The following is a 15,475-nucleotide window of genomic DNA, read 5'->3' as shown; positions in this document are numbered from 1 at the left end:
GGCGACAGTCTACCCGATCTGTTCTGAGATTTCATCCTTTGGTGGCAAAGTCAGGTCAATCGTGACCGGAAAATGATCCGAGGCGGTCAAAAGCGCCCGTTGCAATTCCGGCGTGGTGAAACACACCGGATCATCAAACGGGTGCCAAATCCGCCATGCCGTCCCGGCCCGCAGATTTTGCGAGACCATCACATAATCCAACAGGGCCGACAGATAGCGTTTTTCATGCTGGATATAAAACCGTGACGATGACAGGGCCTCACCGCCACGGCGCGCAAAGGCTCTGATCGCATGGGGATCATAGAGCCGCATATTTTGGTCCACATCCGGGTCCTCGCGCCCCATCACAACCTCAACGCCAGAGCGTCCAAACAGTTTTTCATACTCATCCAACCCCGGCCCATCGTTGAAATCCCCCAACACGATGATCGGCTCCCCCGCCGTCAAATGCGCCTCGACCCGCTCGCGCAGCCAAATGCATTGCGCCAATTGTTTGCGGCGGTTTTCAATCGAAATGCGGATCTCGTCTTCGCGGCCACGCGCGCCATGTGGGGCCTTGGATTTCACATGCACGCCGATCATTCGAAAGGCATAGCCATCGGCACAGGTCTCCATCGCAAGCTCCAAGGGCGGTTTGGAAAACCGCACCTCTTCACGGTCGCGATCCGTGTCGAGATCAAGCCGAAACACCGAATTAAAGGCCGGAACCTCAAGCCCGCTCCCCAAATCCGCAGGTGCCCCCATCGGGTCATGGCGCGCCCGCAACACGGTCGGGTCATACATCAGCGCAATCTCTTGCTGGGTCTCGTTGACAAACCCCATTTCCACAGCGGTGGTGCGCAGCCCGGCCCAAGTGGCAAACTGTTCCAGCGCGCGCACCGTGTCGCGACGACGGTTGGTGTCCGGGGCCTCAATCACCATCACCGCGTCGGCGTCCATCGCAGTAAAAACAATGCCCAATGCCTCAAGCTGAGCGGCGCGGGTGACATTGTATCGGGCGGACCATGCGTCATCGGCCAAGGGCCGACCATGCGTGTCAAACAGCGCATCAAACCATTCGACATTATACGTGGCGATGCGCATGTCAGGCCGCGCGTTCTGCGCTGATTTCATCCCAAGCGGCATTGATTTCGCTCATCCGGTCATTGGCCAATTGCAACGCCTCTTCGGGCACGCCACGCGCAATCATACGATCGGGATGGGTTTCGCGCACCAAGGTGCGATAGGCCAATTTGATGTCACTGAGCGGCGCATCCGGCGCCACCCCCAGCACATCATAGGGATCGCGCAGCGCATCGGGGACATACCGCGCGCGCATGGCCCGAAACGCCCGATCGTTGACGTCAAAAATCTCGGCCACACGGGTCAGAAACGCATCTTCGCCGGGGTGATATTCGCCGTCCGCCATCGCGATGTGGAACAAACCATCGAGCAGGTCCATCAACGGGCGGCAGTCACTGCCGTACATTTTCTTGACGCTCTTGGCGTAGTCTTCGAACCCCGCCACGTCTTGCCGTGCCAGATTAAACACCCGCGCGGCGGCGGCTTCGTCCTCTTTGGCGATTTGGAACACTTCGCGAAAGGCCGTGACCTCGTCGCGGGTGACAAGCCCGTCCGCCTTGGCCATTTTCGCGCCCAAAGCGATCACCCCAATGGCAAAGCCCACGCGCCGTTCCGGCTCTGAACGAAACTGTTCAAAGACCGAGGCCAGGCTTTCACCGGCCCGAAGCGCCTTGAGCGCCTCCATGATGAGGGACCAAATCGACATAAGATGACTTTAGCCTGTCGCAGCCCCGCTGTCAGGCTGCAAAAACACCTGCAGCCGCGACATTTGCGTGACAGATGTTACAGAATTTTCTGCATGAACAGGACATCGAGCCAGCGCTCAAATTTAAACCCGGCCTGCGGCACCCGCCCTGCCTCTTTATACCCCAACGCCTTGTGAAAGGCGATGGAGGCGGCGTTGTCACCATCAACCGCACCAATCATCGAATGCAACCCGGCCTCGCGGGCATGTTCTTCGACCATCAACATCAACACCCGGCCGAGGCCCCGCCCCTGCGCCGCATCATTGAGATAGACCGAATGTTCCATGGTGAAGCGGTAGCCATTGTTGCCGGGGCGAAACTGATCATAGGTGGCATAGCCGACCACTTCGCCCTCAAGCTCGGCAACATAAAAGGCGCGCCCACGGGCGTGGCGATCTGTGACCATCGCGGCCCAATCGGCCACATCGCGTTCAACGGAGGAAAACGACGCGGTCGAGCCCGCAATCACCGGGGCCATAATGGCTTTGAGGGCGGGCGCATCGTCCGCTGTGGCGTCGCGCAGGTGAGGATGATGTGTCATGCGATCCAAATTTCTCCAGAAGGGGTGCTGATTTCGGCGGTCAAACCGGGGGTGTCCGATTGTACAATGCGCACATGCTCCAACGCCGAGACAAAGGGCGACAGCGCCGCACGCAGCGCGTCTGGCTCGGGGTGAGAAATCTTGAGCCTGCGCATCAAAAGGCCGGGGTCGGGCAAAGCAGGCACCGGACGCGGCGAGTGCCATTCGATCAGGGCGGGAAAGCAATCATCAAAGGGCAAAACACCGGTGTCCGGCACGATCATCCGCCATGCGTAGTCACCCCGACGAAAGGACAGAATGCGCCCAGCATTGGCCGGGGCCAATTCCCATGCCTCTTCCAAATCCGGGCAAGAGACGGCCCAATGGGTCAGACGCGGCGGGCCGCCAAAATTGTCCAAATCGAACCATCGCGGATAATCCGGGCGCAACGCATCATGGTCCGGCGCGATCACTTCGAGGTAGGCATCAGGATGCATCGCCACCAAATGATTGTGCGTCCCCATATCGGGATGCACGCCGCGCGGCCCGAATGTGACATCGAGCAAGCCCTCAGCCCACTCTTTGCCCTGCTGCAAATCTGCAGCAGAAATCACCAAATGATCAATCCGGTAGGGCATTTTGTGTTTCCTGACTAAAACGCTGTTGAAATCATCAAGGCTGCCCCCATCTCTACATGACGCACCCTTTTCATTAACCTTCAGGAAAGAATAGAAAAAGACAATGCTCCTGCGCAAATTGGAACAATTCTTCGACAGTGAGGCCTCTGGTGGCATCGTGCTTATGGTGGCTGCCGTTGCCGCGATGTTCGTGGCTAACTCTTCGCTTTACCCGCTTTATGATGGCGCTCTCTCCTCATATTTCTCCGTAACTCTTGGGGAGAAGGATTATCCAAACCTTTGATTCTATGGATTAATGACGGCCTGATGGCGGTGTTTTTCCTGTTGGTTGGGTTGGAATTGAAGCGCGAGCTTTTGGAAGGCAAACTTAAAAATCCCCGCGATGTGGTTTTGCCGGGCATGGCCGCCGTGGGTGGCATGTTTGTGCCTGCGATCATCTATTTTGCGCTCAACCTCTCCTCGCCTGAGACTCACTCCGGCTGGGCGATCCCGGCGGCCACCGATATTGCCTTTGCTTTGGGCATTTTGGCGCTTGTCGGCGACCGCGTCCCCTCTTCGCTCAAAATCTTTTTGCTGACACTGGCCATTTTGGACGATTTAGGCGCGATCCTGATCATCGCGTTTTTCTACACCTCAGAGCTGCATCTCGATTACCTGTTCTTGGCCGCGATCCCGTTGCTGATCATGTTCCTGATGAACCGGGCGGGCATTCACCGCATCGCACCGCTCATTCTTATGGGCACGATCCTTTGGGTTTTGGTGCTCAAATCCGGGGTTCACGCAACCTTGGCCGGGGTGATCACCGCCTTCTTTATCCCTCTCAAAGACAAATGGGGCAAATCTCCGCTTCATGCGCTGGAACATGCGCTTTCGCCCTATGTCTTTTTTGTCATCGTGCCGATCTTTGCCTTCGCCAACGCCGGTGTTGTATTGACTGGTGTGACCTTCGCCGACGTGTTCTCACCGCTGCCTTTGGGCATCGCATTGGGTCTGATTCTGGGCAAACAAATCGGTGTGTTTGGCATCACATGGCTGTTGGTGAAATTCGGCGCCGCGCGCAAACCGTTTGGGGCCACGTGGATGCATATTTACGGTGTGGCCGCGCTTGCGGGCATCGGTTTCACCATGTCACTGTTCATCGGCGGGCTGTCCTTTGAGGATGCATTCCACATGAACGAAGTGCGCATCGGCGTGCTCTCAGGCTCTGTGATCTCCGCGATCATCGGCTTTACCGTGCTCAAACTCGCGCCCTCTGCCAAGGGTGACAAGGACGCAGAAGAGGAAATCCTCTCCCCTGCAGTTCACGCCTCTCACTGAGCGCAACCTGTGGTTTGAATGAGAAAGGGCCGGGATATATCCCGGCCCTTTTTACATGCATCTGAACCGTGGATCAGTTCTGATCAGCGCTCAGAATATCCAAAATCTCACGCGCAGCCGCCGGGATATTGGTGCCCGGACCAAAGATCGCTTTGACGCCCGCTTTGTAGAGATAGTCGTAATCTTGCTGCGGGATCACACCGCCACAGATCACGATAATCTCTTCGGCGCCTTGTTCTTTCAGGGCTTCGATCAGCTTCGGCGCGAGGGTCTTGTGACCCGCCGCTTGCGAGGAAATACCAATGATATGCACATCGTTGTCGATGGCGTCTTGGGCGGCCTCTTCCGGGGTTTGGAACAGCGGGCCAACGTCGACGTCAAAACCGATATCGGCAAAGGCCGTGGCGATGACTTTTGCGCCGCGATCATGGCCGTCCTGGCCCATTTTCACCACCAGCATGCGCGGGCGGCGACCCTCTTTCTCGGCAAAGGTTTCCACATCTTTTTGGATTTGGGCAAAGCCCTCGTCGCCCTCATAGGCCGCGCCATACACGCCCGCCAAGGTTTTCACTTCGGCGCGGTGGCGGCCAAACACTTTCTCCATAGCCATCGAGATTTCTCCCACGGTTGCACGGGCGCGGGCGGCATCCACCGCCAGCGCAAGCAGGTTGCCCTTGCCGGATTTTGCCGCCTCTTCCAGTGCGGCCAGTGTCGCCTCAACTGCCGCCCCGTCGCGGCTGGCGCGGATGGTTTCCAACCGTTTGACTTGGCTGACACGCACAGCGACGTTGTCGACGTCCAAAATGTCGATCGGGTCTTCTTTGTCCTTGCGGTATTTGTTGACGCCGACGATCACCTCGGTGCCCCGGTCGATCTGGGCCTGACGCCGGGCGGCGGTTTCTTCAATCCGCAGCTTTGGCATGCCGGAATTGACCGCCTTGGTCATGCCGCCCATCTCTTCGATCTCTTCCATCAAAGCCCAGGCTTTGTCGGCAAGTTCCTTGGTCAGGCTTTCAACATAGTAAGAGCCCGCCAGCGGATCGACCACATGGGTGATGCCGGTCTCTTCTTGCAGGATCAACTGAGTGTTGCGGGCGATGCGGGCCGAGAATTCGGTCGGCAAAGCGATGGCTTCGTCGAGCGCATTGGTGTGCAGCGACTGCGTGCCGCCCAAGGCCGCCGACATCGCCTCATAGGCGGTGCGGATGACGTTGTTATAGGGATCTTGTTCTTGCAGCGAGACACCAGAGGTCTGGCAGTGCGTCCGCAACATTTTGGACTTGTCAGATTTCGGATCGAACTCTTCCATCACCCGGGTCCACAGGTAGCGCGCAGCGCGCAACTTGGCGGCTTCCATAAAGAAATTCATACCAATCGCAAAGAAGAACGACAGGCGCGGCGCGAACCGGTCCACATCCATCCCCGCCTTGATCGCCGTGCGCACATATTCGCGCCCATCGGCCAGCGTGAAGGCCAGCTCTTGCACCAGGTTCGCGCCCGCTTCCTGCATGTGATAGCCGGAGATCGAAATCGAGTTGAATTTCGGCATCTCATTGGCGGTATATTCAATAATATCCGCGATGATTTTCATCGAAGGTTCGGGCGGATAAATATAGGTGTTGCGCACCATGAACTCTTTGAGAATGTCGTTTTGGATGGTTCCGGCCAAAAGCGCCTTGTCATGGCCCTGCTCTTCGCCGGTCACAATGAAAGACGCCAAAATCGGAATCACAGCCCCGTTCATCGTCATCGAGACGGAGACTTTATCAAGCGGAATGCCGTCAAACAGGATTTTCATATCCTCGACAGAATCAATCGCCACGCCGGCTTTGCCGACATCGCCCACCACGCGCGGGTGATCGGAATCATAGCCGCGGTGGGTGGCCAGATCGAAAGCGACAGAGACGCCTTGCTGACCCGCATCGAGCGCCTTGCGGTAAAACGCATTTGATTCTTCAGCGGTGGAAAAGCCCGCATATTGGCGGATCGTCCAGGGCCGCCCGGCGTACATCGTCGCCTTTACGCCACGGGTAAACGGGGCCTCGCCCGGCGTGTTGCCAAGGTGCTCCATACCTTCCAAATCATCTTCGGCGTAGAGCGGCTTGACCTTGATGCCCTCAAGCGTCTCCCAGTCAAGCGTCTCAAGCGGTTTGCCACGCAATTCTTTCTCGGCAAGCGCTTCCCACTTTTTCCTGTCCGTCATTTTCAGGCTCCTCTCCGTTTTCTGTCACCGCATCCCATATGAGGGGCGCTTAAGCTTGGTTTGGCCCTCAGGGCACCCTATATAGAGGGTATCCGGGAGGTCCGATGAAACATATCTATGCCGCAGCACTAACTGCCGTTTTTCTAACATCATCCCCCGCGCTCCAGGCGCAGGAAGTGGAATTTATTGTCCAAGACGCTGGCGAGATTGCACTCTCCGAGTTCAAATGGACCCACCGGGTCTTGGTGGTCTTTGCCGACAGCCCACTCGATCCGAGTTTCCGCGAACAATTGGACCTGTTGGCCACGCGCCCAGAGGCGCTTTTGGAGCGGGATGTGGTGGTGATCACCGACACCGACCCGGCGGCCAAAAGCATGGTGCGCACAGAGCTGCGTCCACGCGGATTTGGTCTTGTGATCGTCGACAAAGATGGCCGCGTAATGTTGCGCAAACCCGATCCATGGAATGTGCGCGAAATCACCCGTGCGATTGACAAAACGCCGCTGCGCCAGCAAGAAATCCAGAACGCATTGCAAAGCGAACGATAATCCTGCCGCGCGCGGAACGCATTGATTTCTTTACCTTCCCAGCATAGATTAGCCATGCAACAGGCAAGGAGGCCATGATGCGCAGAGACATTGATCACCCGGAAAAATCGCCCGAAAAACCGATCAGCGGCGACATCTAAAAACCCATATAATCTCATACTTATCATGGGGTTATCTCCGGGTTCTCACCCGACCTTCCGATATTTTCGGGATCTTCAATTCCCAATTCAAAATTGATCTCTACGAGGGCTTTTAGCCCCATCCTCAGTGTGCCGATTCGCCGTTTGGTCAGCTGTTTGTGGAAATTAACCCGCCGATCACGCGGCAATCTTTTAATATCTTCCGTCCGGCTGTCTTCGACCATGCGCCGCAAATCCGTATATTCAGCATAGAACCGCACAACAGCGGCGACTGTGGCTTCTTCCAGCCCCGGCACCGATGTGCCGAGCGCCTCAAACACAATGGGTTCGCTTTCCATCGTTGCAAACGGGAAATAGTCACTCTCTTTTCCCTGCGCATCCGTAACACCTGACGCAATGCGGTCCTGAACCAGTTGCGCGTTGCTGCGAATAGCCACGTTGTCCATTTTGTCCACGAGGGCAAAAATCTCGTTCTTGATCGCCACAAGAGTATCGCGGCGGATGCGGTCTGCTTGTTCGGCTTCACGATAACTCGAAATCACAAAGGTCACGAACCAGCCCAAAACAACGATGAGCCCGGTGATCAGCCCCGGATAGATCCGCGCCTTATCCGCATCTGCGGCATGTGCCCAGATCATCCAAACCGCACCGGCCCCGATGCCCCAAAACGGCGGAAAAACATATAAAACCCGGCCAAAGCTGCGCAACAGCCGCGGCGGGACAAGCCCGGCGTACAAACAGAGAAACACGACCCCATACAATCCAATGGAAACAGGGGCGACAGGCGCGAGACGCGGCACGGGGGCCAACACGAAAAGCGCAACGGCAATCGCCGCCAAAAGGGCAATCGCAAGCAATCCTTTTCGATACCCAGCCCAGTCTCTCATAGGCTCCCCCTCGGATCGCAGATATCAGAGGGAAGATCGCGGTTTACTCGCGAAAATCCTCGGCTGTTGGAATGCGGCCAAAGGCGATTTTGGCCCCGGTATAGGCCACGTGATGCGGCGGCAAGAGGCCGTAACGCACCGTGTCCTGTCCAAAGCGTTGATTGAGCCGGTCGATGGCAAGGCAAAGCCCGCGTCGATCCGCTTCGGGGGCAAACAGGTCGTCCATCACATCGGCTGCGGGCAAAAGCCCCGCCAATGTCACGGAGACAGAGCGCAGTGGCGCGGCGGGCGCGGCGGCCCAAAGCCCGGACAGCGTACTGAGCAAAAAGAACGTGTCCTGCGTGGCGCGGATCGTGCTGTCGTATCTGATCCCCTGCCCCGATATGGGACGTAGCCCCAAAGACAGGTTGCGGGCGTAAAGCCCCTCGCGCCGCAACCGCGCTGCTGCTTTGACCAGCAACCGCCGAGACACCAAACGCGCGCCCTCTGGTGTTTTGTTTCCATTGGTCAGGACCTGCCCATGGCCGATCATGTTTCTGCGGGTCTCTGGCCAGACCACGGTCTCGCCCCTGAGTTCGCGCACAAACCGTTCGCCCGAGACGCTGCCCCAAATCGCGCGGGCGCGTTTGGGTGGGATGCGGTAGAGCGTAGGAACATCCATGATCCCAGCCGCCTCCAACCGCGCGCGCATCCGCCAAGACACCCCCGGCAAATCGTCCAGCGCCAGATGCGCAATCCGATCCGGCAGCACATGAGGCAAAAGCCAATGCAACCCGCCCGGTTTTTCCAACCCGGCGGCGAGTTTCGCCAAAAGTCGCGTCGGCCCAAGCCCGACCGAACAGCGCAACGCCGGGCTGACCTGCGCCAGCACCGCCTGTTGCAACGCCCGTCCAATGTCCAAAGCGCGCGGCAAATCTTGTTGCGATCCCATCAAGAGACAGGAACATTCGTCGATCGACCAGACCCGATGGACCGGGATGACCGTCTCCACCGCCTGCAAAATCGCGTGATGATAGTCGACGCAAATGTCGTGTTTGACCGGACGAAAGACGATGCCGGGACAGAGACTGCGCGCCTCGTCCTGACGCGTGCCCATGCCCACACCTTTGCGCTTGGCTTCGATGCTGGCCGCGATACAGGCGGCATTCGGCGCATCGGCCGTCAACACCCCCACAGGCCGCCCCATCAACGCAGGTTCTTCGGCCTGCGCCACGGAGGCGTAAAAGCTGTTCATATCGAAAAACAGCGTTGAAACACGCAATGTCATGGCCGGGCGCCTCGCGACGAGAGAGAAGGCTCAAATTAGAACAAAGTGAGAACACTTGTCCAGCCCCCGCTTGCACGCCCTTGGTGCGATATGCCCGCCCGGCCAAGATCACCTTATTCGAACTCCATGATCACTTCGTCGACGGCCAAGCTGTCGCCCGGCGCTGCGTTGATTTTGGACACGATGCCTTTGCGTTCAGCGCGCAGGATGTTTTCCATTTTCATCGCCTCAACGGTGCAAAGGGCCTGACCCTCTTGGACCTCATCGCCCTCTTCGACGTTCACTTTGACAATCAGACCCGGCATCGGGCAGAGCAGCAATTTGGACGTGTCCGGCGGCAATTTTTCGATCATGAATTTGGACAGTTCGGCGGCGCGCGGCGAGCGAACATAGACCTTCATATCCGCGCCACGATTGCGGATGCGGAACCCGCCCGGCGTCTTGCCAACCTTCAAGGTCAAATGGCTGTCCCCCATGTCGATCACCGCCAAGCTGTCGCCCGGAACCCAAGTGCTTTCGCACCGCAGTGTTTTGTCGTTGATCAACACGGTCGAGCCAGTTTTATCCGCCTCGATCGTCAGTGGGAAATCGTGACCACCGATTTGAACGACCCAATCATTGGGCACCACACGTTCGTGGTTGTCCATCCGCCCCGACACGCGGGTGCGGCGAATTTCGGCGACACGGTACATCGACGCCGTGGCCGCAGCAATCCGTTCCAGATCCGCGTAGGGTAGTTCAACCCCTTCAAATCCTTCGGGATATTCCTCTTCGATAAAGGCCGTGGTCATGGTCCCCGCGATGAATTTCGGGTGGTCATAAACGGCGGAGAGGAACGGCAGGTTGTGACCAATGCCTTCGACTTCAAACCCATCGAGCGCATTGCGCATGTTCTCAATCGCGGTCAAACGATCCGGGCCCCATGTGCAAAGTTTTGCAATCATCGGGTCATAGTACATCGAAATTTCGCCGCCCTCATAGACGCCGGTGTCGTTGCGCACGACGTTGGTGTCCGTGACAATTTCGGCGGGCGGGCGATATTTCGACAGACGCCCGATGGAGGGCAAAAAGCCGCGATAGGGGTCTTCGGCGTAGAGACGGCTTTCCATCGCCCAGCCGTTGATTTTCACGTCGTCTTGGGTCATCGAAAGCGGCTCGCCATTGGCAATCCGGATCATCTGTTCGACCAAGTCGATGCCGGTGATCAGCTCGGTCACAGGGTGTTCCACCTGAAGACGGGTGTTCATTTCCAAGAAGTAGAAATTGCGGTCGCCATCGACGATAAATTCCACGGTCCCGGCAGAGGCATAATCCACCGCTTTCGCCAGCGCCACGGCCTGTTCGCCCATGGCTTTGCGGGTTTCGGGATCAAGGAACGGCGACGGGGCCTCTTCGATGACCTTTTGGTTGCGGCGTTGGATCGAACATTCGCGTTCGTTCAGATAAATCCCGTTGCCATGGGCATCGCAAAGCACCTGAATTTCGATGTGGCGCGGTTGAGTGACGAATTTCTCGATGAAAATCCGGTCGTCGCCAAAGGAGCTTGCGGCTTCGTTTTTGGACGACTGAAAGCCTTCGCGGGCTTCTTCGTCATTCCATGCGATCCGCATGCCCTTACCGCCGCCGCCAGCGGAGGCTTTGATCATCACCGGATAGCCGACCTCATTGGAGATTTTCACCGCTTCATCCGCATCCGCGATCAGGCCCATATAGCCCGGAACGGTCGAAACGCCGGCCTCTTGGGCCAGTTTTTTCGAGGTGATTTTGTCGCCCATCGCCTCAATCGCACCAACCGGGGGGCCCACAAAGGCCACGCCTTCGGCCGCCAAAGCCTCGGCGAATTTCGAATTCTCGGAGAGGAAGCCATAGCCTGGATGAACCGCCTGCGCGCCGGTCTGGCGGATCGCATCCATCACCTTGTCGATGACAATATAGGATTGGTTTGCGGGCGGCGGGCCGATGTGAACCGCCTCATCCGCCATGGCCACATGCAGGGCGTTTTTATCCGCATCGGAATAAATGGCGACCGTTTTGATCCCCATTTTCTTGGCGGTTTTCATCACACGGCATGCAATCTCGCCGCGGTTCGCAATCAGGATTTTGTCAAACATCCGCAGTCCCTCTCCCTTTTCTCAAGTCTCACCAGACCACGCGCGCGACTGCGCAGATGGTCTTTGGAATTTCTGTCATGGTTGTCGGTATGGTTTTGGCCACAAAAAAGCTTCCCCGGCGGAACCCGCCCGGGAAGCTGTGTTGTGATCTGTCAAACGGGCGCGCGCAGCGCGGCCCTGTCAGACGAATAGGTTTAGCGGCAAACGCCCGCGTCGTCGCAATAGGTGCCCGCGAGCGCGCCCAAAGCGGCTCCAGTGAGCACATTGTTGTTCGTCGCGTCGGCGACGACCGCACCCGCTGCGGCACCCGCGATTGCGCGCTCACCGTCTGTTTGCAAACAGCCGGCAAGGGCCGAAACGGAGACGAGGCCAAGAATGAGAATGGATTTGCGCATGTTTTTTCTGCTTCTGATGATGTTACGACTGAGACGATTCTATCCCAGCCAAACCCCTGCGCAAAGCGACAAATGCGGCCCACCGCAAAATCGGCGAAACCAAGCCCATGGCGAAAAACAGGCACGCGCCAATCGACACGCAAAGAAGAGTGACGAGATCCGTATGGGGGACATACAGACCTCGCCAAAGGGGAAGGGTAACGGTTTTCAGAACAGGACGAGGTGTTGCTGGTCACCTGCGTCCTACCCGTAAGATGGGATGCATCGCTTTCGCTCGCAAGGACATAGCCAAACCGCCCACCAAAACTGGCAGCAGTTCGCGCAAACACCCCAATGCCAAGCGAAATTCCGCGCATCAGTCCTCTTGCTCCCCGTTCCACATCTCGTCCCAATCGGGGGCTTCTTCGTCCTCATCAGAGGCGAAAATTTCGGGATAGGAGGCCATAGCCCGACCCATATCGACCTTAAGAAGCGCCTCATAAGAGGCCGGATCAAAATCTTCGGCATCGGCGGGCACAACTTCGCGGCCAAACAGCCACGACAAGCGGCCTGCGTCCAAATTGCCGCGCTCAAACGGCTCCTCGCCAAACTGTTCGACCAAGGCCATCAAAAACGCCGCATCAACCCGCTTGTCGAGCGACTTGCGGTCTTTGTAGCGCTCCAGCGCCTTGAGCGGCGTCACCCCTTTGGGGTTCGCGCGGCGAATGGTGAATTGGAAATCCGTGCCCGGAAAGCGGCCCGGAAATCCTTTGTGTTTGGTCATATAATCGCGTGCCATCAGCTGTCTCCCTGATCTGGTCGGCGCGCGATGAGGTCGATCTCAACCAACGCACCAACGGCCAACGCGGTCACGCCCACCGTGGTGCGTGCCGGAAGCCTACCCTCGGGGAAGTAACTTTTGTACGTGTCGTTGAACAGGGCGTAATCGCGCTCGAACTCGGTCAGAAAGCAGCGGCATTGCATAATATGCTCTGCACGCAGGCCCAATTCAGCCAAAATCAACACAAGGTTGTCCATCACGCGGCGGGTTTGCGCCGCGATCCCCTCGGGCAGCGGCGCGTCAGGCGCGTTCGGATCGGTCGGCATTTGTCCAGTGAGGATCACCCACCCGTCATCCTCGACCGCATGAGAAAACGGTGCGACCGGTCGCGGACCGTTGGAAAACAGATGGAATTTAGGGGCCATCTTAAAACGCCTCCCATTCACAAATCGCACCCGCATCCGTTTCGGTCGGACGATAGGCCTCAAACACCTGTGCCACATTCGGGTCAGGGGACCCAAATTCGGTCGGGCGCTCTGACAGTGAAATCACGATGATCGCAGGCGTAGGTTCGGCCAGACGCGGTAGGGCGTAGCTGACGCAGAGCGATGAGAGGTCGGCCTCAAGCGCCTCATAGGCCATGGTTTTGATCCGCTGCCCAAGTTCGGGCGCGACAAATCGGAACCGTGCGGTCAGCCCCATCGCGGGACGATCCATCAAGGTTTCATAAAACGCCACCGGCTGCCCCGAGGGCACGGCCACATCCTGTGCCGCAACCGGAGTTCCCTCCGCCGCCGCCGCCCCCCCCAAAAGGGCAGCGCAAAGGCCATCACACCCGCCGCGAAAGACGACAAACGCAAGATCATGTGGTCTTCTCCTTCTTAAGGGCAGTGGCATATCTGGCCCACCGGGCGCGCAGATTTGGGTTTTCCAAAACCGCGCTCACCCGCGCCTCTGTGGCCGCTTTCGGGAACCGTCCGGCGATGGTACCGCCGGCGGTGATTTCCAGATCTGGCCCGTGTGTGGCAACACGCACCACCGGACTAAACCCGCGCAGATTTTGCAGGGCACGCCACATGTCTTGGCGCACCTGATGAGCGATGCGCGCTTTGCGCAGCCCCGCGCCGCCTGAAATCACGGTTTTCACCGCAACATCAAACTGTGCGGGCAGACGGCGCGACAAGATCAACGCACCATCCGCCTCAGAGATATGCCACTGACTGCGGGTCATTTGTCCTCACGACCCCGCTTAGAGCGGGATATTGTCGTGTTTTTTCCACGGGTTCTCGATCTTTTTATTGCGCAGAGAGGCAAAGGCCCGCGTGATGCGTTTGCGGGTCGAGCGCGGTTGGATCACCTCGTCGATGAAGCCCCGTTCGGCGGCGACAAACGGATTGGCAAAACGGGCCTCGTAGCTGGCCGTATGCTTGGCGATCTTTTCCGCATCCTTCAGATCGGCGCGATGGATGATTTCGGTGGCCCCTTTGGCCCCCATCACCGCGATTTCTGCGGTCGGCCAGGCGTAATTGAAATCGCCGCGCAGGTGCTTGGACGCCATCACGTCATAGGCACCGCCATAGGCTTTGCGGGTGATCACGGTCACTTTCGGCACGGTCGCTTCGCCATAGGCAAAGAGCAATTTCGCGCCATGTTTGATCACGCCGCCGTATTCCTGAGAGGTGCCCGGCAAAAAGCCCGGAACGTCCACAAGAGTCAGCACCGGGATTTCGAACGCATCACAAAAGCGCACAAACCGCGCGGCTTTTTTCGAGCTGTCGATGTCGAGACAGCCAGCCAAGACCATCGGCTGGTTCGCCACAACGCCGACCGTCTGACCTTCGAGGCGGATAAAGCCGGTGATGATGTTTTTGGCGTGGTTTTCTTGGATTTCGTAAAAATCACCCTCATCCGCGATCTTATAGATCACTTCTTTCATGTCGTAGGGCGTATTGGCGTTGTCCGGGATGATCGTGTCGAGCGACGCGTCAATCCGATCCGGCGCATCAAAGAACGGGCGCACCGGGGCTTTCTCGCGGTTGTTGAGCGGCAAGAAATCGACCAAGCGGCGGACTTCGGTCAGCGCTTCGATGTCGTTTTCAAAGGCACCATCGGCAACTGAGGATTTTTTGGTGTGGGTCGATGCCCCGCCCAATTCCTCGGCGGTCACCACTTCGTTGGTCACGGTTTTCACCACATCAGGGCCGGTGACGAACATGTAGGACGTGTCTTTGACCATGAAAATAAAGTCGGTCATGGCAGGCGAATAAACCGCCCCACCCGCGCACGGGCCCATGATCACGGAGATCTGCGGCACGACGCCGGAGGCCATGATGTTGCGTTGGAACACTTCGGCATAGCCCGCAAGCGAGGCCACGCCTTCCTGAATACGTGCGCCACCCGAGTCGTTGAGACCGATCACAGGCGCACCGTTTTGCACCGCCATATCCATGATCTTGACGATCTTTTCAGCGTGGGTTTCCGACAGCGAGCCGCCGAACACAGTGAAATCTTGACTGAACACGTAGACCATACGGCCATTGATCGTGCCCCAGCCGGTGATCACACCGTCACCGTAGGGTTTGCTCTCCTCCATGCCGAAATCGGTGCAGCGATGGGTTTTGAACATGTCAAACTCTTCAAAGCTGCCCTCATCAAGCAAAAGCTCAACCCGCTCGCGTGCGGTGAGTTTGCCTTTGGCATGTTGGCTGTCGATGCGTCGCTGTCCGCCTCCCAGACGGGCCTCATTGCGGCGATCGTGAAGTTCTTGGATGATGTCTTTCACGGGTGGGCCTCCTCGTCATTTCAGGGCGCACCTTACGCGGGCACGCGCCGGCGTCAAAGCAGAGTCTGGCAGATTTGCAAACTATGCAAAATAATTTTT

General features: G+C 57.8%; 17 protein-coding genes. 3 read left to right on the top strand and 14 right to left on the bottom strand.

The annotated features are described in order from the left end of the window. Positions 1-9: 9 nt before the first annotated feature. The 4 genes from DA792_RS04365 to DA792_RS04350 all read right to left on the bottom strand — a co-directional run bounded on the left by DA792_RS04365 (position 10) and on the right by DA792_RS04350 (position 2,966). Positions 10-1,113, bottom strand: a complete 1,104-nt coding sequence (locus DA792_RS04365) for an endonuclease/exonuclease/phosphatase family protein (RefSeq protein ID WP_107722552.1) — start codon at positions 1,111-1,113, stop codon at positions 10-12. Beyond that, positions 1,085-1,768 carry a molecular chaperone DjiA gene (locus DA792_RS04360; RefSeq protein WP_107718425.1) on the bottom strand — a complete coding sequence of 228 codons (684 nt, stop codon included), beginning with the start codon at positions 1,766-1,768 and terminating at the stop codon, positions 1,085-1,087. The genes DA792_RS04365 and DA792_RS04360 overlap by 29 nt, the downstream gene beginning before the upstream one ends. Before the next feature lie 77 nt (positions 1,769-1,845). Beyond that, complete coding sequence (locus tag DA792_RS04355) at positions 1,846-2,349, bottom strand: GNAT family N-acetyltransferase (protein WP_107718423.1); 504 nt, start codon at positions 2,347-2,349, stop codon at positions 1,846-1,848. After that, on the bottom strand, positions 2,346-2,966 hold the full coding sequence (locus DA792_RS04350) for a VOC family protein (protein ID WP_159075162.1): 621 nt from the start codon (positions 2,964-2,966) through the stop codon (positions 2,346-2,348). The genes DA792_RS04355 and DA792_RS04350 overlap by 4 nt, the downstream gene beginning before the upstream one ends. Before the next feature lie 103 nt (positions 2,967-3,069). Here DA792_RS04350 and DA792_RS23215 point away from each other — a divergent pair, with 103 nt between their 5' ends. Both DA792_RS23215 and nhaA read left to right on the top strand, forming a co-directional pair. Further along, complete coding sequence (locus tag DA792_RS23215; protein WP_368074495.1) at positions 3,070-3,249, top strand: Na+/H+ antiporter NhaA; 180 nt, start codon at positions 3,070-3,072, stop codon at positions 3,247-3,249. A gap of 23 nt (positions 3,250-3,272) precedes the next feature. Next, positions 3,273-4,283 (top strand): Na+/H+ antiporter NhaA, encoded by a 1,011-nt coding sequence (gene nhaA / locus DA792_RS04345; RefSeq protein ID WP_368074494.1) that lies wholly within the window; start codon positions 3,273-3,275, stop codon positions 4,281-4,283. Positions 4,284-4,356: 73 nt separating this feature from the next. On the opposite strand, the gene scpA is transcribed toward nhaA, so the two are convergent. Continuing rightward, complete coding sequence (gene scpA, locus DA792_RS04340; protein ID WP_107718421.1) at positions 4,357-6,486, bottom strand: methylmalonyl-CoA mutase; 2,130 nt, start codon at positions 6,484-6,486, stop codon at positions 4,357-4,359. A 104-nt stretch (positions 6,487-6,590) separates the two neighbouring features. Between scpA and DA792_RS04335 the strand changes: the two genes are divergently transcribed. Then, complete coding sequence (locus DA792_RS04335) at positions 6,591-7,034, top strand: DUF4174 domain-containing protein (RefSeq protein ID WP_107718419.1); 444 nt, start codon at positions 6,591-6,593, stop codon at positions 7,032-7,034. A 163-nt stretch (positions 7,035-7,197) separates the two neighbouring features. Here the strand turns inward: DA792_RS04335 and DA792_RS04330 are convergent, their stop codons facing one another. From DA792_RS04330 to DA792_RS04290, 9 genes are all read right to left on the bottom strand, one after another. Continuing rightward, a complete protein-coding gene (locus DA792_RS04330) occupies positions 7,198-8,061 on the bottom strand; it encodes a hypothetical protein (RefSeq protein ID WP_159075161.1) in 864 nt (287 codons plus the stop codon). A gap of 43 nt (positions 8,062-8,104) precedes the next feature. Then, complete coding sequence (locus DA792_RS04325) at positions 8,105-9,328, bottom strand: DinB/UmuC family translesion DNA polymerase (protein WP_107718415.1); 1,224 nt, start codon at positions 9,326-9,328, stop codon at positions 8,105-8,107. A 113-nt stretch (positions 9,329-9,441) separates the two neighbouring features. After that, positions 9,442-11,439 (bottom strand): acetyl-CoA carboxylase biotin carboxylase subunit, encoded by a 1,998-nt coding sequence (locus DA792_RS04320; RefSeq protein ID WP_107718413.1) that lies wholly within the window; start codon positions 11,437-11,439, stop codon positions 9,442-9,444. A 194-nt stretch (positions 11,440-11,633) separates the two neighbouring features. Then, positions 11,634-11,834, bottom strand: a complete 201-nt coding sequence (locus DA792_RS04315; protein WP_107718411.1) for a hypothetical protein — start codon at positions 11,832-11,834, stop codon at positions 11,634-11,636. A 355-nt stretch (positions 11,835-12,189) separates the two neighbouring features. Beyond that, positions 12,190-12,612: a hypothetical protein gene (locus DA792_RS04310; RefSeq protein WP_107718409.1), complete on the bottom strand. Its 423-nt coding sequence runs from the start codon at positions 12,610-12,612 to the stop codon at positions 12,190-12,192. Next, the gene (locus DA792_RS04305) at positions 12,612-13,019 is read right to left on the bottom strand and encodes a RidA family protein (RefSeq protein ID WP_107718407.1); all 408 of its coding nucleotides are present in this window, start codon (positions 13,017-13,019) and stop codon (positions 12,612-12,614) included. Before DA792_RS04305 ends, DA792_RS04310 begins: the two co-directional genes overlap by 1 nt. 1 nt (position 13,020) lies before the next feature. Then, a complete protein-coding gene (locus DA792_RS04300; protein ID WP_254679352.1) occupies positions 13,021-13,491 on the bottom strand; it encodes a DUF6497 family protein in 471 nt (156 codons plus the stop codon). Continuing rightward, a complete protein-coding gene (locus DA792_RS04295) occupies positions 13,457-13,825 on the bottom strand; it encodes a hypothetical protein (protein WP_107718403.1) in 369 nt (122 codons plus the stop codon). Before DA792_RS04295 ends, DA792_RS04300 begins: the two co-directional genes overlap by 35 nt. Before the next feature lie 18 nt (positions 13,826-13,843). After that, a complete protein-coding gene (locus tag DA792_RS04290; protein ID WP_107718401.1) occupies positions 13,844-15,376 on the bottom strand; it encodes an acyl-CoA carboxylase subunit beta in 1,533 nt (510 codons plus the stop codon). Positions 15,377-15,475: the final 99 nt, after the last annotated feature.

This window comes from Celeribacter baekdonensis (assembly GCF_003047105.1).
GTDB lineage: Bacteria > Pseudomonadota > Alphaproteobacteria > Rhodobacterales > Rhodobacteraceae > Celeribacter > Celeribacter baekdonensis_B.
Note: the sequence above shows the minus strand (reverse complement) of the source record. Positions and strands in the feature narration are given on the sequence as shown.